The organism is Pseudomonas sp. JE3303, from assembly GCF_056312565.1.
In genome coordinates this window covers 13,527-32,434 of the sequence record NZ_JBWGIF010000006.1, presented here as the reverse complement: position 1 = coordinate 32,434, position 18,908 = coordinate 13,527, and the positions used below count along the sequence as shown (strand labels likewise).

Sequence of the window (18,908 nt, the reverse complement as noted above, 5' to 3'; positions counted from 1 at the left end):
ATCCGAGCGTCCCGCCCTAGTCTCGCTGCTCCTCGTCTTTCAGGAGCAGACCATGACCCCTACCTTGCCCTTTGACCTTGCATTGCTCAACCAGGGCATGCCGCAGTGGCTACGAGAGGCCACTGCGGCCCAGCGAGCTACGCTCCAGGCGCGCGTGCGAAAGAGTCATCGCGCCGCCCGGCAGTTGGCCAGTGCGATGGCCGCGATCCCCTCGATCGATACATTCAGCCGCCCGCTGCTGCGCGACGCCCTGCGGCACTGGTATCCGGACACGCCGTTACCCTCGGTGGACCAGGCCCAGGTACTGGACCGCACCTCGGACAGCCCACGCAAGGTCTCCTGGCTGGAAGCGGCATTGCAGAACCTTGCCGCCGACACACCGGTATCGCTCTACCCCAGTACCGATGCGCTTGCGCCGATGGCGCTGGACAGTACCTTGTTCGTCAAAGGCATTCGCAACCTGGACCTTGGACAGCGTTACCAGCATGTCCTGGGGGACGTCGTCGACAATGACGCTTTTCGCACGCTGCTGCGCGAGCAGGACCGTGCCGCCTTCGCCGCCGAACTGACCACCGCACGCTTGAAGGGCCGCATCGACAGCCGCGGTGAAGAGATGGGCGAGGCTGTTCTGGCAGGCACCAGCGCTGCACCGGGTCTCGCTGACAGCTCGCGCCGGTTGCAATGCGGCTACCTGAGCCTGCTGGGGTTCGCCCTGGGTGGACCCCTGCTGGTGCGCCTGGAACCGCGCGGACAGACCGAACCCTGCCTGCTCTACCTGCCCGGCGATCCACAGGGCGCGGTGCAGCAGTACGCGTCGTTGCAAGCGGTGGGAACGGCACTGACGCAGCGGTTGTGGACGCAGGACTTCCGGCAGTTGTTCACGCGGTTCGTCAGCCATGCCGAGCAGCCTGCGTTCAATGCACGCCTGAGCGAAACCCTTTACCCGCGCTATCCCTACGCGCAACTGTATCCGCAGCCCCCGGTACTCAGGAAGGGCGAGTCGTTCAGCTGGATCAAGCGTCTGTTCCCGGCACCCCACGACATCTGGCAGGAGACCCTGGACCAGAATGCCCACCTGTCCATGGACTTTACCCCTTGGAGTGCAGAGTGCTTCGGCGCCCGGGCGCGCACTCAGGTGCAGCGCATCCTCACCGATGCCGCCAGCCTGGCAGTGCCGGTCGCACAGCTCGACGCCGCCGCGCGGCAGGCGTACATCCTCGCCTGGCTGGGCGTGGGGCTGAGCGTGTTGAACGTAGCCAGCTTCTTCGTGCCAGCCCTGGGAGAGCTGGTGCTTGTAGTGGGCGGTGCGCAAGTCGTCGATGAGTTCCTCGAGGGTGTGCATGCGCTGAATGAAGGCGAAACCGATGCGGCCATTGCTCATCTATTCGAGGTCGTTGAAAACCTGTCGCAATTCGCGGCGCTCGGCGCCGTCCACCGTGCCATCGAGGCGTCCGGCCCGTTGCGTAACTGGATAAGCATCCCTGGCAAGCAGGGCCGGCGGTTGTGGCATGGTGACCTGGCGCCCTTCACCCGCGAGACCCCATGGCCGGTTGGCACGCGCGCATCGGCCAACGGTCTGCATCAGTGGCAAGGCCAGCAGTGGCTGGTCATGGATGGCAAGGCCATGCCAGTGGAACCCGCACCGCAGGGCCGATGGCAGCTGGCTGCGACCAAAGGACACCAGTACCAGCCAGCGCTGCTCGGCGATGACGAGATCCCGTGGCGCCTGGCGCATGAACAACCGCTCGGCTGGGACGCGGCAACGCTGCTTCGGCGCCTGTCCAGCCCCACCGCGGGCGTCAGCGACCAGACCCTGTTGCGCGCACTGCGCTGTAGCGGCTACAGCGAAGGGGCCCTGCGGCGGGTGATGGTTGACCAGCGCCCCGCCCCGGCCTTGCTGCTCGACAGCTTGCAGGCTCTGGGCGCCACTCAGCGGGTCGCGGCGGCGGATGCCGATGCCGCCTTGCTGAGCCGCGACTTTCCATCCCTGAGCCCAAGGTCTCGGGGAGAGATTCTCGCCCAGGCCAACGCCAAGGACCTGAACCAGCTGCGCAGCAGCGGCCGCCTGCCCCTCCCCATTGCCGAGACTGCCCGACTGTATCTTCGCGAAGCGCGGCTGAACCGCGCCCTGCTGCGTTTTTTTCAGGCCAAGGGTCCGGTCCAGGATCGGGACGCCCTCGTGTTTGCCACGCTTGAACGGTTGCCCGGCTGGGACGGCGCGGTACGCATCGAGCTGCGCGAACATCGTCCTGGTGGTGCGCTGCTAGCGGCGGCAGGGCCCGAGGACGGCCCGGCCAAGATCCTTCTGCGCAGCGCCCAGGGCTACGAGCCGCGCGACGAACAGGGCGAACCCCTGGCCGGCACCGTGGATATCTACCAAGGTCTTCTCAATGCCCTGCCTGATCAGACGCGCGATGCCCTCGGCCTGCAGATCCATGAGCCGCTTGCGCTGCGAGACGCGTTATTCGAACGAGCCGCTGGCGACCGCCAGCGCAGCGCCCGGCAACTGGGCATGGCGCCGCTGCGCCCGCTGTTCAGGCTGCCGACCCGGCTGCTCAGCGACGCTCGCATCGGCTATGTCCTGAGCGGCCGTGGCCAGGGCTGGCGGAGCGAAGATGAGCTGTTCGACGCACTGTTTCCCGGCCCTGGGCAAGGCGATCGCGACGTGCTGCGCCAACGCCTTCGCCAGGAAGCTGGCGACAGTCCTGGCGCATTCGGCAGGCTGCTGGAAAGCCTGCAAGACGCTCAGCGCCGCCTGGATGAAACCCTCGATCACTGGATCCATGACGACACTGGCGCGCCAGCGGAGGACGCAACCCTGCGCCGTGGCGCCCGCGTGCAGGCCGCCCACGCCATCCGCCAGGCCTGGCGCCGGGAAAGTCCAGCAGACAGCAGCGCCACCCTCGACCATGTACACCTCTCCCTCGAGGCGCAACACCTTGGCCCGCTGCCGCTGCTGCCGGACCCACTCCCGCATGTCAGGCAACTGACGCTCAATGGCTGGCAGCGCGGCGCACCGCAGAACCTGGGCGCGTTCATTCAGGCGTTTCCCCAGGTACAGCATCTGGACATCGCCTCCAACCTGCTGCGCTTCATTCCGCAGGAGGTGGCCGGTCTCAGCGAGCTGCAGTCCCTGGATCTCTCGGAGAACTTCCTGCAACTGGACGATGAACACAACCTGGGCGTGCTTTCCCAACTGACCGGTCTGCGACGGCTCAACCTGACCGACGCCATGGACATGCTACCGGTCGCGGTACTGCAGCGCCTCGCGCAGTTGCCTGCCCTGTACTCGATGCAGGCGGATCTCAACAGCCTGTCGATGGAAGCCGCGCATTTTCAGGCACTGCAAGGATGGCCCGCACTGACCCATCTGAGCCTGGGCTCCAATGACATCACCCTGACCGTCGAGAGCCGTACGGCGCTGGCCGGCCTGAATCGCCTGGAGGTGCTGTTCCTGGAGGAAAATCCCTTGCAGCTGGCGCCAGACGTCAGCGGGTGGAATGCGCTGCGCGAGCTGGACCTGGCCAGCACGGGAATCACCGAATGGCCGCAGGGACTACAGTCCCTGCTCGAGCAGCAACCGTTGACGTTGCGTACGCTGGCGCTGAACACCAACGGCCTGACCGAGGTCCCGGTCTTGCGCGGCAGCGCGTTTGCCCAAGCGCTGAACCGCCAGGGGGACGAGGTGATCTATGACTTCGACGGTAATCCCTGGAGCGACGCTGCGCTGCGCAACCTCGCAGACGCTGGTTTCCAGGTGACCCCGTACTTCGAGACGGATGACCTCTGGTATCAGGACCTGCCGCAGGACCTCCAGGCGCACCGTAGCGCCACCGCCCAGGATTCACAGTGGGAACCGTTGTACGCGCTGTTCGAGCGCCTGCAAGACACGGGCGACTACCAGGCCGACCCTGAGTACATGCGTGCCCGCCTGACGCGGGTGCTGCAGGCGCTCGTCCTGCCTGCAGACAAGCAGGGCGATGGAATCTGGGGGCAGGCCCAATTGCACCAACAGGTGCTGGATGACCTCGAGGACGCCACGCAAACCTGCGTCGACCAGGCCAGTCTGCTGTTCCAGGGGATCGAAACCGAGGTCATGATCTGGCGGACCGTGGCCAATGCCGAGCCAGGGGCCGCCGATGAAACGGTTGCCCTCGGCGCAGCGGCGGGCCTGCTGCGCCAAGGCCGCCTGGACGAGCGCGTGGCCGAACTGTACAGCGCGAGGGTTGCCCGCCGCCGTGCCCTGGCCGAGGCCGCCGATGATCCCGCACGCCAAGCGGCGCCAGCCCTGCATCCAGCTGACGACCTGAGCGACGACAGCTTGACCGAGCCCAACTATCTGCTCGATGAACTCGAGATGGCCTTGTATGCACGTATTCAGCTCCAGGCACGCCTGGGATTGCCGATGCAGCCACAGGACATTCTGTTTGGTGGACTGGCGCGCTTGAGCGACGCGACGCTGAGCCGGCTCGCGCAGGCCGTGCTGTCCGAGGTCGATGCGACCCGGCTAGCGGCCTGGGCAAGCGACCAGCGCTTCTGGCGGGCATGGATCAGGCGCTTGCGCCCTGCCCCGTTCGAGGCTTTCGAACGCGAGTGGGGCGCGGCGTCGGAGTACTACACCGAGTTGAGCGAGGCCAGCGCAGGCGCCGTTCCATACCGCGGGCCCAGCGTGCCAGAGCGTTTTATCCAGGCCCTGGAGCAGCAGATGGGCAACGTGCCGGGCCTGACCTGGCGTATCGATGGCGTCTTGCAGCGCATCGATCTTGTGTCGAACCGTTATGCCGGGGAGAGCGCGTTATACGAGCAGGCCGGTCAACTGTTGCTAAGTACGCGGGGCGAAGCGGAGCAGGCGCTCTATGTGCAGGTGTCCGAAGAAATCATCGCAACAGGCCTGAACCTGGCGGTCGCTGAGTAAGGGGCATCAGCACGGCCTGGTCGCGGGCATACCGCGATCAGGCCCTCAGCGCTCAACTGGTCAGACCGGTCAATCCATAAATCTGAGTTTCGTCTCCAGGCACCTTGCCAAGCTCAAAAAATAACGCCTACACTGCAGCCGGACTGGACAAACCGGTAAGACCACAATAATTAAGTCCGTTGCTCTCTGCCTGCACAGGCATTGAAGCGAGGACACCGATCAGAGATCCTCCCATGCTCAAATGGTGCTCGCGTTCGATCTTCCTCCAAGTGGTGCTCGGCCTGCTTCTAGGCGTTGCCTGTGGCTTGAGTGCTCCCGAACTTTCCCTGCAACTCAAACCTCTCGGCGACGGCTTCATCAAGCTGATCAAGATGCTTATCGGCCTGATCGTGTTCTGTGTCGTGGTCAGCGGCATCTCCGGCGCGGGCGACCTGAAGAAGGTCGGGCGCATCGGTCTCAAATCGGTCATCTACTTCGAGGTCCTGACCACCATCGCGCTGGTCATTGGCCTGATATTCGCGTTCAGCACCGGCATCGGCAGCGGCGCGAACATTCACCTGGACCAGCTTTCCAGCGCCGACGCAGGCGCTTTGGCCGAGCGCGGCCAGCATATCCATGGCGCGTCAGCGTTCTTCATGGACCTGATCCCGACCTCGGTGGTGGGTGCCTTCGCCGACAACAATATCCTTCAGGTACTGCTGTTCTCGGTACTGTTCGGCAGCGCGCTGAACCTGGTCGGCGAGGCGGCCTCGGGTATCTCGCGGCTGATCAATGAGCTCAGCCATGTGATCTTCCGCATCATGGGCATGATCGTGCGCCTGGCCCCGATCGGCGTGTTCGGCGCCATCGCCTTCACCACCAGCAAATATGGCCTCGAATCGCTGCAACACCTGGGCGGACTGGTGGCATTGTTCTATGTCACCTGCGCGGGCTTCGTGCTGGTGGTGCTGGGCACGGTGATGCGCCTGTCCGGTCTCAAGCTGCTGCCCTTCATCAAGTACCTGCGTGAAGAGCTGACCATCGTCCTGGGCACCGCTTCGTCCGACGCCGTGCTGCCGCAGATCATGCGCAAGCTCGAGCACCTGGGCATCGGCAGCTCGACCGTTGGGCTGGTGATCCCGACTGGCTACTCGTTCAACCTCGACGGCTTCTCGATCTACCTGACCCTGGCCATCGTCTTCATCGCCAACGCCACCGGAACGCCGCTGGCCATGACCGATCTCCTGACCATTCTGCTGGTGTCCCTGGTGACTTCCAAGGGGGCCCACGGTATTCCCGGCTCGGCCCTGGTGATTCTCGCCGCGACCCTGACCGCGGTGCCGGCCATTCCGGTGGTGGGCCTGGTGCTGGTGCTGGCGGTGGACTGGTTCATGGGCATCGGCCGGGCGCTGACCAACCTCATCGGCAACTGCGTCGCCACCGTGGCCATTGCCCGCTGGGAACGCGATATCGACCTGGAACGTGCGAAGAACGTACTGGCGAACAAGCCAGGCTTCGCGCCGGTGACGCGCAAGCAGCCCAACGCGCATCAACAGGAATTCTGACCGAACAGGGCCGGCAACGATGCCGGCCCTGTCCAAGGCAATGACGCCAAGGAGCATACCGTGATCAGTTCATCGACCGTCGTCACTTCGGTGGTGGAAAAACTACGCCAGGCCCTGGCAAGGGGCCAGTGGCGCTCCGGAGACATGCTCCCCGGCCAGCGCGAACTGGCCGAGCAAATGGGTATCAGCCGGCCCAGCCTGCGCGAAGCGGTAATCGTGCTGGAAACCCTGGGCCTGGTGCGCTCGCTGCCCGGCAAGGGGGTGCTGGTACTTGATGCCGACGCCTCTGAGCCCGCCTACAGCCAGGACGCAGTGGCCAAGGCGAGCCTCGCCGACGTGCTGCAACTGCGCTACACCCTGGAACCTTTCATCGTCGGCCTGGTGGCCCAGTCGGCCAGCAGCAAGGACATCGGCCAGCTGCGCCTGACCCTGATGGACATGCGCGAAGCGCTGGAGGCCCACGACAGCGACGCCGGAGTCAACGCCTACATTGCCTTCCATGAAGAACTGTTCGCGCTGACGTCCAACCCGATCTTCCAGAGCGTGGTGCAGCAGACCGGCAACGCCCTCAAGCAGAGCGCCCAGGTGCTGCGCAATTCACCCGAGCACCTGGCGGCGCGCCTCACCGAGAACGAGGCGGTGGTGCGTGCCATCCGTGAAAAGAACAGTGCCCAGGCCAGTGCCCAGATGCGTCGGCATATCCTCCAGGAGGGCCTGCGCATGGGTATCGAACTCGACATCCCGGACGATCATCCGGGCCAATGACTACAGGAGCGAGACGATGAATGCCTGCGCCCAAGCCGTCCCTTGCCTGCCACCCCTGCTCGCGGCCGGCGAAACCCGCCTGTCGGCTGAACAGATCTACCCACGGCTGTTCGATGCCATCCTCGAACAGCGCCTGGCCCCTGGCAGTCCCCTGCCCGAGCAGGCGCTGGGCGATGCATTCGGGGTCAGCCGCACGGTGATCCGCCGCGTGCTGGGCCGCTTGTCTGACCAGCACGTGGTGGTCCAGAAGCCCAGCCACACCGCGCATCTCGCCACGCCCGACCCGCAGCAGGCGCGGCAGATTCTCAGTGCCAGGCGCTTGGCCGAGATCACCTTGATCGACCTCGCCACACAGCGCTCGCGCCCTGCGCAGATCCGCCAGCTACGCCAGCTGGTCGAACGCGAACGCCAGCATCACGAGCAGGGCCAGCGCTGCGCGGCTATCCGCCTGGGCGGCGAATTTCACCTCAAGCTTGCGCAGATCGCCAACAACGCCCCCCTCACTCGATTCCTGAATGGCCTGGTGCCGATGACCTCACTGATCATCGCCCGTTACGAGTCGCACGCGTGCGACCACTGCGCCTGGCAAGAGCACGCTGCAATCATCGACGCGGTGGAAGACGGCGATGGCGACGCCGCACGGGTGCTGATGCACCAGCACCTGGACCGGCTGGAGGCCAAGCTGGAGCTGGCGCTGGATTGACGGCGGGCACGGCCAGCGTACCCGGCTCTATACTCATATACCGCCCCGGTCCATGCACAGGGGGACCACGCTCTTGAAGCTGCTTGTCTCGCTCCTGCTCTGCCTGCTCCTGGCACTGGCCGGTTGCGCGGGCAAGCCGCGCACCGCTGCGCCGCCGCCGGTGATTCTCTCGCCTGCCGCCTGGCACCAGATCGACCAGGAGCTGGTGCAGGCCTCTCTGGGCGCCACGGGGTCGGCCAACGACTACGCCCGGCGCTCGATGCGCGTGTGGAAGGAGCGCGTGCAACAGCGCACTGAAAGCGACTTCATCCCCTGGTTCACCGGCTACTGGACCCAGCAATGGCTGACCCTCAAGGTGGCCTGGTACAGGATGAACAGCGGCGAAGGCCATGAGCCCGCCGAAAAACGCCTGGCGCTCTACCTGCAGGCGCAATACATCGACCGGGTCATCGAACCGGTGGCCCGCGAGATCAATCCCGAGGGCATCCGGGACCGCGCCACCGAGTTGTACCTGCAGCTCTTCGGGCAGCAACTGCCCGCCATCATCAGCCGATACCGTGCACCGCCCGACCAACTGAGCCAGCGCCTCAACCGCATACCGGCCATCGCCCTGGGCCCGCCCTCCGCACGCGATGCCACCCTCTATCAGCTGCTGCGTGCCAAGCCCCTGCAGCAGCTGCCCGCCTACAGCGCGTTGCGCCAGCACTTGCACGATCAAGCCAGCAAGGAACCCGGACAGACCCAGGTCGGCTTGTCTTCGGTGGCCACCCGTGCCAGCGAGAAGCTCGGTGCCACACTGGCCCCGCGCGGTATTGCCAGCGCCGTGGCCGCGGCAGTGGGCAAGGCGGCAGGCACGCTGATATCACTGGCCGCGGCGGGCTACGGCATGATCACCCATGACCGTGAACACCCGGAAATGGTCGAGCAGCTCCGAGTGATCCTCAACGTGGCATTGAACGAGGAATGGCAAGGGCTGATGGAGAATCGCCAGAGCGGTGCCATGTCGGGGGTCTACTACCTGTCCGGACAGGTCGAGGACTCGCTCATGCGCGGCCGGGCACAGTAGGCGGCTCGTCCGTTCGTCGCCTCCCGAGAAATGATTGAGTCTTGCGTCTTAAACCTTTCGCAGCGCTTGCCGATACAGCCAGGTTCAGTTCCGCCATGCGTCACGAGCACGTGGCGGCTTTCCTCAGCAAGGCTCAAGGTCTCGAAACATGAACCTGAAGTTCCGCCACAAGATTCTTCTCAGCGCCTGCGGCGTGGTCATCGTGGCGTTCGCGCTGTTCACGCTCTACAACGATTACCTGCAACGCAACACCTTGCGCCATAACATCGAATCATCGGTTCGTCAATCCGGGGCGCTGGCCGCGAGCAGTGTGCAGAACTGGATGAGCGGACGCATCCTGGTCCTGGAAAACCTTGCCCAGGACATCGCCCAGCAAGGCGCCGGCGGTGATATCGCAAGCCTGATCGATCAGCCGTCCTACACCCGCAACTTCCTCTTCACCTACCTCGGCCAGGCCAACGGCGTGTTCATCCAGCGTCCGGACGAGGCCATGCCCCCGGGTTATGACCCGCGCGAGCGCCCCTGGTACGGCACCACTGCGTCTGCCCGCCAGACGGTGCTGACCGCGCCTTACCAGGATCCGGTCCACGGCTTGGTGGTGACAATCGCCACACCGGTCAGTAGCAAGACCAGCGGCGAGCTGACGGGCGTAGTGGGCGGCGACGTGACCCTGGCCACCCTGGTCGAGATCATCAATGCCGTGGACTTCGGCGGTATCGGCCAGGCTTTCCTCGTCGACCGTGACGGCCAGGTGATGGTCAGCCCGGATAAACGGCAGGTGATGAAGAGTCTCGAAGAGATCTATCCAGGCAGCGGCCTGCGCGTTGACGCGAGCACCCACGAAGTGACCCTCGATGGCCAGGCCCGCCTGGTTTCCTTCACCCCTGTCGCTGGCCTGCCGTCGGCGCAGTGGTACATCGGGCTGTCGATCGACAAGGAGAAGGCCTATGCCGCCCTCGCCGAGTTCCGTACCTCGGCCATCATCGCCATGCTCATCGCCTTGGCCGCCATCGTCGGCCTGCTGGGCGTGCTGATCCCGGTGCTGATGCGTCCACTGACCATCATGGGACGCGCCATGCAGGACATCGCCGAGGGCGAAGGCGACCTGACCCGGCGCCTGGTGGTGCAGAACAAGGACGAGTTCGGTGAACTGGCCACTTCGTTCAACCGATTTGTCGAGCGCATCCACACCTCGATCGCCGAGGTATCGTCGGTTACCCGCCAGGTGCATGACCTGTCCGAGCAGGTCATGAGCGCCTCGAACGCTTCGATCAGCGGCTCCGAAGAGCAGAGCATGCGCACCAGCAGCGTGGCGGCGGCGATCAACCAGCTGGGCGCTGCCACCCAGGAAATTGCCCGCAACGCCGCCGACGCCTCGCAGCACGCCAGTGGCGCCAGCGAACAGGCCAACGATGGCCGCCAGGTGGTCGAGCAGACCATCGCCAGCATGGCGACGCTGTCGCAGAAGATCAGCGAGTCCTGCCAGCAGATCGAGATCCTCAACACCAGCACCGACGATATCGGCCAGATCCTCGACGTGATCAAGGGCATTTCCCAGCAGACCAACCTGCTGGCGCTCAACGCCGCGATCGAAGCGGCCCGCGCCGGTGAAGCCGGGCGCGGCTTCGCGGTGGTGGCGGACGAGGTGCGCAACCTGGCCCACCGTACCCAGGAGTCGGCCGAAGAGATCCGCCGTATGATCACCGCCCTGCAGGTCGGCTCCCGCGAGGCCGTGCACACCATGAACGCCAGCCAGGTGTCCAGCGAGCAGAGCGTGCAGGTGGCCAACCGCGCCGGTGACCGCCTGTCGAGTGTTACCCAGCGCATTGGTGAGATCGACGGCATGAACCAGTCGGTGGCCGCCGCGACCGAAGAGCAGACGGCGGTGGTGGAAAGCCTGAATTTGGATGTCACGCAGATCAACATGCTCAACCAGCAGGGGGTCGAGCACCTGAACCAGACGCTGCGCCATTGCGATGCGCTTAGCCAGCAGGCCGGGCGCCTGAAGCAACTGGTGGGCAGTTTCCGCATCTGACCGCAGGAGCGCCGGCGATGAGGCCTGCCCGGACGACCTCATCGCCGCCATGGATGTGGCCTGCCGTTGGTCGATACCCACGAAAGAATTAACACTGTCCTTTCAATCTTTTACGGCCTGGGCCGATATCGCTAGCGTCAGGGTATGTCTTCTTCGCCTCACCAGCGCAAGGTACCCATTTCTCAGCAAGGCCCAAGGTCTCGAAACATGAACCTGAAGTTCCGCCACAAGATTCTCCTGAGCGCCTGCGGCGTGGTCGTTCTGGCCTTCGCCCTGTTCACGCTCTACAACGACTACCTGCAACGCAGCACCATCAGCCAGAACATCGAGTCGTCGGTACGCCAGTCCGGCGCCCTGACCGCCAGCAGCGTGCAGAACTGGATGAGCGGACGCATCCTGGTGCTGGAAAACCTCGCCCAGGACATCGCCCAGCAAGGTGCTGGCGACAACCTGCCGGGCCTGGTCGACCAGCCCTCCTACACCCGCAACTTCCTGTTCACCTACCTGGGCCGGGCCGACGGCCAGTTCACCCAGCGCCCCGACGCCACCATGCCCGCTGGCTATGATCCGCGTCAGCGTCCCTGGTACAGCACTGCCGCAACGGCGCGCCAGACAGTGCTCACCCCGCCCTACCGCGCCGCGGTCGGCGGCCTGGTGGTCACCGTCGCCATCCCGGTCAACAGCAAGACCAATGGCGAACTGCTCGGGGTGGTTGGCGGCGACGTGAGCCTGGACACCCTGGTCGAGATCATCAACGCGGTGGACTTCGGCGGCATCGGACACGCGTTTCTCGCCGACCGTGACGGCCAGGTAATCGTCAGTCCCGACGAGGGCCAGGTGATGAAAAACCTCAAGGACATCTATCCCGGCGCCAACCTGCGGGTAGAGCCGGGCATGCAGAAGGCTACCCTGGACGGTCATGAGCGGATCATCTCGTTCACCCCGGTCAGCGGCCTGCCGTCGGCGCAGTGGTACATCGGCCTGTCCATCGACAAGGACAAAGCCTACGCCGCGCTGGATCAGTTCCGTACCTCGGCCATCATAGCCATGCTTATCGCCGTGGCGGTGATTCTCGGCCTGCTGGGCCTGCTGATCCCGGTGCTGATGCGCCCACTGACCACCATGGGCCGCGCCATGCAGGACATCGCCGAAGGTGAAGGCGACTTGACCCGTCGCCTGGTGGTGGAGAACAAGGATGAATTCGGTGAACTGGCCACTTCGTTCAACCGCTTTGTCGAGCGTATCCATAGCTCGATCAGCGAAGTCTCGTCGGTCACCCGCCAGGTGCACGACCTGTCCGAGCGGGTCATGACGGCGTCTAACGCTTCGATCAGCGGCTCCGAAGAGCAAAGCATGCGCACCAACAGCGTGGCAGCGGCCATCAACCAGCTCGGTGCCGCGACCCAGGAGATCGCTCGCAATGCCGCCGATGCCTCGCAGCATGCCAGTGGCGCCAGCGAGCAGGCCAGCGATGGTCGCCAGGTAGTCGAGCAGACCATCGCCAGCATGGCGGCGCTGTCGCAGAAGATCAGCGAGTCCTGCCAGCAGATCGAGACGCTCAACACCAGTACCGACGACATCGGCCAGATCCTCGACGTGATCAAGGGCATTTCCCAGCAGACCAACCTGCTGGCGCTCAACGCCGCGATCGAAGCGGCCCGCGCCGGTGAGGCCGGGCGCGGCTTCGCAGTGGTAGCCGATGAAGTGCGCAACCTGGCCCACCGCACCCAGGAGTCGGCCGAAGAGATCCACCGCATGATCACCACGCTGCAGGTCGGCTCCCGCGAGGCCGTGCACACCATGAACGCCAGCCAGGTTTCCAGCGAGCAGAGCGTGCAGGTGGCCAACCGCGCCGGTGACCGCCTGTCGAGCGTTACCCAGCGCATTGGCGAGATCGACGGGATGAACCAGTCGGTGGCCGCCGCGACCGAAGAGCAGACGGCGGTGGTCGAAAGCCTGAACATGGACATCAGCCAGATCAATGCGCTGAACCAGCAGGGCGTGGAGCACCTGAACCAGACCTTGGCCCATTGCGATGCCTTGAGCCAGCAGGCTGGACGTTTGAAACAGCTGGTAGGCAGTTTCAGGATCTGATCCGCATGCGCCGTCCGTGCCCATGCGGGCCGGCGCACTAATCGGTCTCGGTTATAACCTAATAACGAACAAGTCTATTTCGCTATATAAAAGACCTTTATGCTGGCACGCATCCGATCACGGGCATGTTGGGCGTCGAGTAGCGTATGGATGTTGGTTCTTTCGGTTTCACCCTTGCGGGACTGGTTGTAGGTTTCATCGTTGGCATGACGGGGGTGGGTGGCGGTTCCCTGATGACCCCGATCCTGCTCTGGTTCGGCATTCACCCGGCCACGGCCGTCGGCACCGACCTCCTCTATGCCGCGATCACCAAGGCCAGCGGCGTCTGGGTTCACAGCCGCAACAAGAACATCGACTGGAAGATTACCGGTCTGCTGAGCATGGGCAGCGTCCCTGCGGCGGCCCTGACCTTGTGGTTCCTGAGCACCCTGCATGCCGACACCTCCGCGCTCAACGCGGTGATCAAGCAGGGCTTGGCGGTGGTGCTGATACTCACGGCCCTGGCCATCATGTTCAAGTCGCGCCTGCAGGCGTTCGCCAGCAAGCACGCGGGCGATCACTACCACCTCAGCGACCGCACCCTGAACACCCTCACGGTGCTCACCGGCGTAGTCCTGGGCGTGATGGTCACCTTGACGTCGATCGGCGCGGGCGCCCTGGGCACCGTGGCGCTGTTCCTGCTGTATCCCTTCCTGGTCACCCGCCGCCTGGTCGGCACCGAGATCGCCCATGCCGTGCCGCTGACCCTGGTCGCCGGCCTGGGCCATGCCAGCATGGGCAACATGGACTGGTCGCTGCTGGGCTACCTGCTGCTGGGCTCGCTGCCAGGGATCTACATGGGCAGCCACCTGACCGGCCGCATCTCCGACAATGTGCTGCGTCCTTGCCTGGCCGCGATGCTGTTGCTGATCGGCTACAAGCTGGCTTTCTGACCAGAGCCAGGCCGGGCAGTGGCAGCCGCCGCAAATGGCCCCCGCCTCTGAGTGTGAGGAATTTCCGAGATTTGCTGTAGGATGAATCGTTAATCCTGTCTGCACCAAGGTGCGTCGTTCAACCATCTTGCTGCGAGTCCCTGACGATGCCCGACGCATCCGGCAAATCTCCATCCCCCCTGCTCACTGCCCTGCGCCAAGGCACCGGCCCCTGTCACCGGGCGCTGGAAGACCGCCTGCCCTTCTTCGATGATCGCTTCGACCACCCTGCCTACCAGCGCCTGGTGACCGCCTACTACGGTTTCCACGCACCGCTCGAGCAGGCCCTGGCCGGTTTCCTGCACGCCATCGAACCGCAGCGCCGGCTCAAGACGCCCGCGCTGGTCACCGACCTGCAGAACCTCGGACTGACACCAGCGCAAATAGACGCGCTACCCCTGTGCCGGGACCTGCCCCACATCGCCGACGAAGCCCAGGCCCTCGGCGTTGCCTACGTGCTGGAGGGCTCGACCCTGGGTGGCCAGGTGCTCAAGCGGGCCATGGCCGAACGCCTGGCCATCGGCGCCGGCAACGGCGGTGCCTTTCTCGATGTCTATGGCTCAGAGACCGGATTGCTCTGGCGCGGTTTCCTGCACTATCTCGGGACTGCCCCCAACTCGCCTGCGGATCAGGCACGCGTGGCACAAGCCGCCATCGACACATTCACATGCTTCGAGCGCTGGCTCGAGAGCCGGGAGGTGCTGCTGTGACTGCTGGCAACAAGGACACTTTCGAGCAACTGCTGGCCAACTGCGCCGACGAGCCGATCCAGTACCCAGGGGCCATCCAGCCCCATGGCGTGCTGATGACACTCAGCGAAGCCAACCTCGGGATCATCCAGGTCAGCGCCAACGTTGGCGAACTGCTTGGCCTTGAAGCCAACGAGGTGTTGGGCAAGTCCCTTGCGGCCCTGATTGGCGCGCGTCTGGCCAGGCAAGTGCGCACGGTAGTCGAGCAGGACCTCGATGAAACCCTGCAGCCTCTGACACTCAAGGTCAACGGCCGGATTTTCGAAGGTTTCCTGCACCGTCACCAGGGCTTGCTGATTTTCGAGATGGAACTCCTCGCCCGCGCCAACGGCGATGCCCACGCTCATCTCAATCGCCTGCTGCAACGCCTTCAGGCGGCGCGCAGCCTGGACGAGCTGCACCAGTTGAGCGTGCGCGAAGTCCAGGCCCTCACCGGTTACGACCGGGTGCTGATCTACCGTTTCGAGGAAGAAGGCCATGGCCAGGTCATCGCCGAGGCGACCAGCCCGGGCATGGAGCTGTTCAACGGTCTTTACTTCCCGGCGTCCGACATCCCCCAGCAGGCGCGCGCGCTGTACCAGAGCAACTGGTTGCGGATCATTCCGGATGCAGCCTACCAGCCGGTGCCGATCGTCCCGGCCATGCGTCCCGACACCGGAAGCCCGCTGGACCTGAGCTTCGCAACCTTGCGCAGCGTCTCGCCGATCCATTGCCAGTACATGCAGAACATGGGCGTGCTGTCGTCGATGAGTATTTCCCTGATCAGCGACGGCAAGCTCTGGGGCCTGATCAGCTGTGGCAACCGCGAGCCCTTGCATGTGCCCAGCAGCCTGCGCAGTGCCTGCAAGACCATCGGCCAGGTGCTGTCGTTGCAGATCAGCGCACTTGAAGCCTTGCAGCTGGCCGCCCAGCGCAGCGCCAAGCTCGACACGCTGGGCGAGCTCGGTCAAGCCATGCACGACAGCGCCGGCACCGTATTCGACGGCCTGGCCGGGCAGACCGGGCGGCTTCTGCGACTGGTCAGCGCCAGCGGCGTTGCGATCATCGAAGACGGGCAACTGCGCACAGCAGGCCTATGCCCGGAGCCCGAGCAGATCCACGCACTGCACCAGTGGATCGAGACCCAGGATACCCCGGTCTACGCCTGCGACTCGCTCGGCAGCGTGTACCCGCCAGCGGCGGCCTACCGCACGCTGGCAAGTGGTGTACTCGCGCTGAGCCTGCCCAAGCCGGTCACCAACGGCATCCTCTGGTTCCGCCCCGAGGTCAAGGAAACCCTCAACTGGAGCGGCGACCCGAACAAGCCGCTGCACATGGAGAATTCCGCCACCGGCCTGCGCTTGCGCCCACGCACTTCGTTCGAGATCTGGAAGGTCGAGATGCAAGGGATCTCGCGCAAGTGGGAGCATGGCGACCGGTTTGCCGCCAACGACCTGCGCCGCTCGGCGCTGGAGATCGACCTGAGCCACCAGGTGCTCAAGGAACAGGCTGCCGTGCGCGCGCGCGATGAGCTGGTGGCGGTGGTTTCCCACGACCTGCGCAACCCGATGACCATCATCTCGATGCTCTGCGGCCTGCTGCAGAAATCCTACAGCGCCGATGGCGCAAATGCTTCGCAGCGCGTCTCCACGGCCATCAGCACCATGCAGCAAGCCACCAGCCGCATGAACGCGTTGCTCGACGACCTGCTCGACACCTCGAAGATCGAAGCGGGGCGCTACACCATCGCACCCAAGCCGCTGAACGTGAACCACATGTTCGAAGAGGCCTACGCCCTGCTCGTCCCCCTGGCCACCAGCAAGTCCGTCGAGCTGACCTTCCACGCCGAGCCAGGCCTGCATATCCATGCCGACCCCGAGCGGCTGTTCCAGGTGCTGTCGAACCTGATCGGCAACGCCATCAAGTTCACCGGCGCCGCGGGCAAGGTCGGCGTCACCGCAGTGGCTGACGGTCCCCACATCGCCTTCAGCGTGCGCGACACGGGCAAGGGCATCCCGGCCGAGCAGTTGCCGCACGTCTTCGACCGCTACTGGACCGCCCGCGAAGGCAACCCCAACGGCACCGGGCTTGGACTGTACATTTCGCAGGGCATCATCAAGGCCCATGGCGGCGTGATCAGCGCGCAGAGTGAACTGGGCGAAGGCAGCGCCTTCCACTTCACCGTGCCGCGGCATGATGAAGCGTAGCGGCCGCAACACTGCTCAGACGATGACCAGCAACAGCAGCCACACCCCTGCCGCCGCGCCAAGCCACACGGCGACACGCGGCATATAGGGCAGCAGCATCACCAGCACCAGGCCCGCCAGCGAAAGCACCCCGAACCACCCTACCGGCCCCATCGCCCACCCCCACGCTGCCACGCAGAGCAGAAAACTCACCGCCAGTCCCGTCCAGCCCAGCCCCCGCAGCACCCTGCGCTGCCAGACCGTGCACGTCCGGCCCCAGACCTGCTTGTAGTGCCGCTCCAGCCCCTGGCACAGCGCGAGCATTCCGCTGTAGGCAAACAGCAGCCCACCCATGAACATCATCCCCATTACCTGACCTCCACTGTCTTGGCGCCAACCCGCACTCTGGCCGGCTCATCCCCTGCGACCGCACAACGCCACGCCGCCAGGGCCAGCAATACGCCCAGTACCAGGCTGCTCAGCTCCAGAACGACTCGCGTCCGATCGGCAATCCCGGTAAAGGCACCCAGCAGTCCCAGGCCGCTGCAGAGCACTGCCGCCACCACGAGCTGCTCGACCCACGCGCGCTTCGCCGGGCGGACCCAGGCATGCAGCAAGGCCAGCGACCACAACCCGAAGAACGCCCGCACTTCCCAGCCCTGGCGGTGGCCCAGTTCCGCCGGCAACATGCGGCTGGCCCACAGCAAGCCGATGCAGGCCACCAGCAGACCGGCGACGAAGGCGACGTTGAACACCTCCGCCACCCGGTACCAGCGCCGCGCCGACACATCGGCCTTGCTGCCCGCGTACTTGCGAGCGCGCTTGACGCAGAACAGCACCAGGCCGCTGGCGATCATCACGCAGCTGACCAACCCGCAGACAAAGTACAACCAGCGCATGAAGTAGCCGCCGAACTGGGCGAAGTGCAGGCCGGACATCACCCGCTGGGTCAGCGGCGCCGGCCGCAGATCGGGCACATCGCCGAGCAGCTCGCCACTGACGCCGTCGAAGACCATCGCCTGGCCCTTGGTCAGTGCAATGCGGTTGCCCAGCACCGGACGAATCTCGACCCGCGCGCCCGCAGTGTTCGGGTTACGCACGTTGACGCCGCCGATCGACCCCATGCGTGCCTCGGCCTGGGCCAGCAGTGGCGCCAGCTCGACCAGTTGGGCCGGCTGCCTGAGCGCCTGGCGCGGTTGCTCCACGCGTGCATTGCCCTGGGCCTGGAAGTAGGCGCGTGTATCGCCCTCGAACAGGGTGTCGACGGCGGCGGGCATGTAGATCAGCATGAAGATCACCAGTCCCGTGTAGGTGATCATCAGGTGGAACGGCAGCAGCAGCACCGCGCTGGCATTGTGAAAGTCCAGCCAGGAGCGCTGGCCCTTGTTCGGCCTGAAGGTGAAGAATTCCTTGAAGATCTTCTTGTGGATGACGATGCCGGTCACCAGTCCCGCCAGCATCACCATCGCCAGCGCGCCGACCACCCAGATGCCCCAGTTGCGCGGCAGGTTTAGGGTGAAGTGAAAGCGGAAGAAAAAGTTGCCGCCAACACTCTCGCGCACGTCCAGCACTTCACCGGTCTGTGGATCGAGCTGCACACTCTTGCCGTGGCGGCGGTCCCCGGTGGACACACGGAGCCCCGGGGACCGGTCGGTCGGCAAGCTGATCCCCCAATTGCCGGCGGTTGGCTCGTGCTCTTGCAGATAGGCGAGCGCCCGCCGCGTGGCCTGGGCCTGACTAACCTCGGCGGCGGGGATCTCGGGGTGCATCCAGTGATCGATTTCCTTGTCGAACACCGCCAGCGTCCCGGTCACGAAGATCGCATACAGCAGCCAGCCGAAGATCAGCCCTGCCCAGGTATGCAGCCAGGACATGTTCTGGGTAAAGGTCTTGGTCTTCAT

12 protein-coding genes and 2 pseudogenes are annotated in these 18,908 nt (G+C 64.9%); 12 read left to right on the top strand and 2 right to left on the bottom strand.

Annotated elements, in window-relative coordinates:
* Positions 1-52: 52 nt before the first annotated feature.
* From AC0ZZU_RS09895 to AC0ZZU_RS09840, 12 genes and pseudogenes are all read left to right on the top strand, one after another.
* Positions 53-4,915 carry a dermonecrotic toxin domain-containing protein gene (locus AC0ZZU_RS09895; protein ID WP_476340369.1) on the top strand — a complete coding sequence of 1,621 codons (4,863 nt, stop codon included), beginning with the start codon at positions 53-55 and terminating at the stop codon, positions 4,913-4,915.
* Between the two features lie 233 nt (positions 4,916-5,148).
* Positions 5,149-6,459: a C4-dicarboxylate transporter DctA gene (locus AC0ZZU_RS09890; protein WP_476340368.1), complete on the top strand. Its 1,311-nt coding sequence runs from the start codon at positions 5,149-5,151 to the stop codon at positions 6,457-6,459.
* A gap of 60 nt (positions 6,460-6,519) precedes the next feature.
* Positions 6,520-7,224, top strand: coding sequence for a FadR/GntR family transcriptional regulator (locus AC0ZZU_RS09885; RefSeq protein ID WP_476340366.1), 705 nt, complete (start codon positions 6,520-6,522; stop codon positions 7,222-7,224).
* A 16-nt stretch (positions 7,225-7,240) separates the two neighbouring features.
* Entirely contained in the window at positions 7,241-7,927 is a 687-nt protein-coding gene (locus AC0ZZU_RS09880; protein WP_476340365.1) for a GntR family transcriptional regulator, read from the top strand.
* A 73-nt stretch (positions 7,928-8,000) separates the two neighbouring features.
* Positions 8,001-8,993, top strand: coding sequence for a hypothetical protein (locus AC0ZZU_RS09875; RefSeq protein WP_476340363.1), 993 nt, complete (start codon positions 8,001-8,003; stop codon positions 8,991-8,993).
* A 148-nt stretch (positions 8,994-9,141) separates the two neighbouring features.
* Positions 9,142-10,170, top strand: a pseudogene (locus AC0ZZU_RS09870) (HAMP domain-containing protein); the annotation flags it as partial.
* Between the two features lie 72 nt (positions 10,171-10,242).
* Positions 10,243-11,028 carry a methyl-accepting chemotaxis protein gene (locus AC0ZZU_RS09865; protein ID WP_476340728.1) on the top strand — a complete coding sequence of 262 codons (786 nt, stop codon included), beginning with the start codon at positions 10,243-10,245 and terminating at the stop codon, positions 11,026-11,028.
* 144 nt (positions 11,029-11,172) lie between these two features.
* Positions 11,173-12,264 (top strand): annotated as a pseudogene (locus AC0ZZU_RS09860) (HAMP domain-containing protein); the annotation flags it as partial.
* Between the two features lie 72 nt (positions 12,265-12,336).
* A complete protein-coding gene (locus tag AC0ZZU_RS09855; protein WP_476340727.1) occupies positions 12,337-13,122 on the top strand; it encodes a methyl-accepting chemotaxis protein in 786 nt (261 codons plus the stop codon).
* A gap of 146 nt (positions 13,123-13,268) precedes the next feature.
* Positions 13,269-14,054, top strand: a complete 786-nt coding sequence (locus tag AC0ZZU_RS09850) for a sulfite exporter TauE/SafE family protein (RefSeq protein WP_476340362.1) — start codon at positions 13,269-13,271, stop codon at positions 14,052-14,054.
* Positions 14,055-14,200: 146 nt separating this feature from the next.
* Entirely contained in the window at positions 14,201-14,803 is a 603-nt protein-coding gene (locus AC0ZZU_RS09845; protein WP_476340360.1) for a biliverdin-producing heme oxygenase, read from the top strand.
* Positions 14,800-17,028, top strand: coding sequence for an ATP-binding protein (locus tag AC0ZZU_RS09840; RefSeq protein ID WP_476340358.1), 2,229 nt, complete (start codon positions 14,800-14,802; stop codon positions 17,026-17,028). Before AC0ZZU_RS09845 ends, AC0ZZU_RS09840 begins: the two co-directional genes overlap by 4 nt.
* Before the next feature lie 15 nt (positions 17,029-17,043).
* On the opposite strand, the gene AC0ZZU_RS09835 is transcribed toward AC0ZZU_RS09840, so the two are convergent.
* Positions 17,044-17,376 (bottom strand): DUF3325 domain-containing protein, encoded by a 333-nt coding sequence (locus AC0ZZU_RS09835; protein WP_476340356.1) that lies wholly within the window; start codon positions 17,374-17,376, stop codon positions 17,044-17,046.
* Complete coding sequence (locus AC0ZZU_RS09830; RefSeq protein WP_476340354.1) at positions 17,376-18,908, bottom strand: PepSY-associated TM helix domain-containing protein; 1,533 nt, start codon at positions 18,906-18,908, stop codon at positions 17,376-17,378. The genes AC0ZZU_RS09835 and AC0ZZU_RS09830 overlap by 1 nt, the downstream gene beginning before the upstream one ends.

Coding starts and splice junctions, on each gene's coding strand:
- AC0ZZU_RS09890 (WP_476340368.1), top strand. CDS start 5,149: ATGCTCAAATGGTGCTCGCGTTCGATCTTCCTCCAAGTGGTGCTCGGC.
- AC0ZZU_RS09830 (WP_476340354.1), bottom strand. CDS start 18,908: ATGAAGACCAAGACCTTTACCCAGAACATGTCCTGGCTGCATACCTGG.
- AC0ZZU_RS09850 (WP_476340362.1), top strand. CDS start 13,269: ATGGATGTTGGTTCTTTCGGTTTCACCCTTGCGGGACTGGTTGTAGGT.
- AC0ZZU_RS09845 (WP_476340360.1), top strand. CDS start 14,201: ATGCCCGACGCATCCGGCAAATCTCCATCCCCCCTGCTCACTGCCCTG.
- AC0ZZU_RS09835 (WP_476340356.1), bottom strand. CDS start 17,376: ATGGGGATGATGTTCATGGGTGGGCTGCTGTTTGCCTACAGCGGAATG.
- AC0ZZU_RS09895 (WP_476340369.1), top strand. CDS start 53: ATGACCCCTACCTTGCCCTTTGACCTTGCATTGCTCAACCAGGGCATG.
- AC0ZZU_RS09865 (WP_476340728.1), top strand. CDS start 10,243: ATGAGCGCCTCGAACGCTTCGATCAGCGGCTCCGAAGAGCAGAGCATG.
- AC0ZZU_RS09880 (WP_476340365.1), top strand. CDS start 7,241: ATGAATGCCTGCGCCCAAGCCGTCCCTTGCCTGCCACCCCTGCTCGCG.
- AC0ZZU_RS09855 (WP_476340727.1), top strand. CDS start 12,337: ATGACGGCGTCTAACGCTTCGATCAGCGGCTCCGAAGAGCAAAGCATG.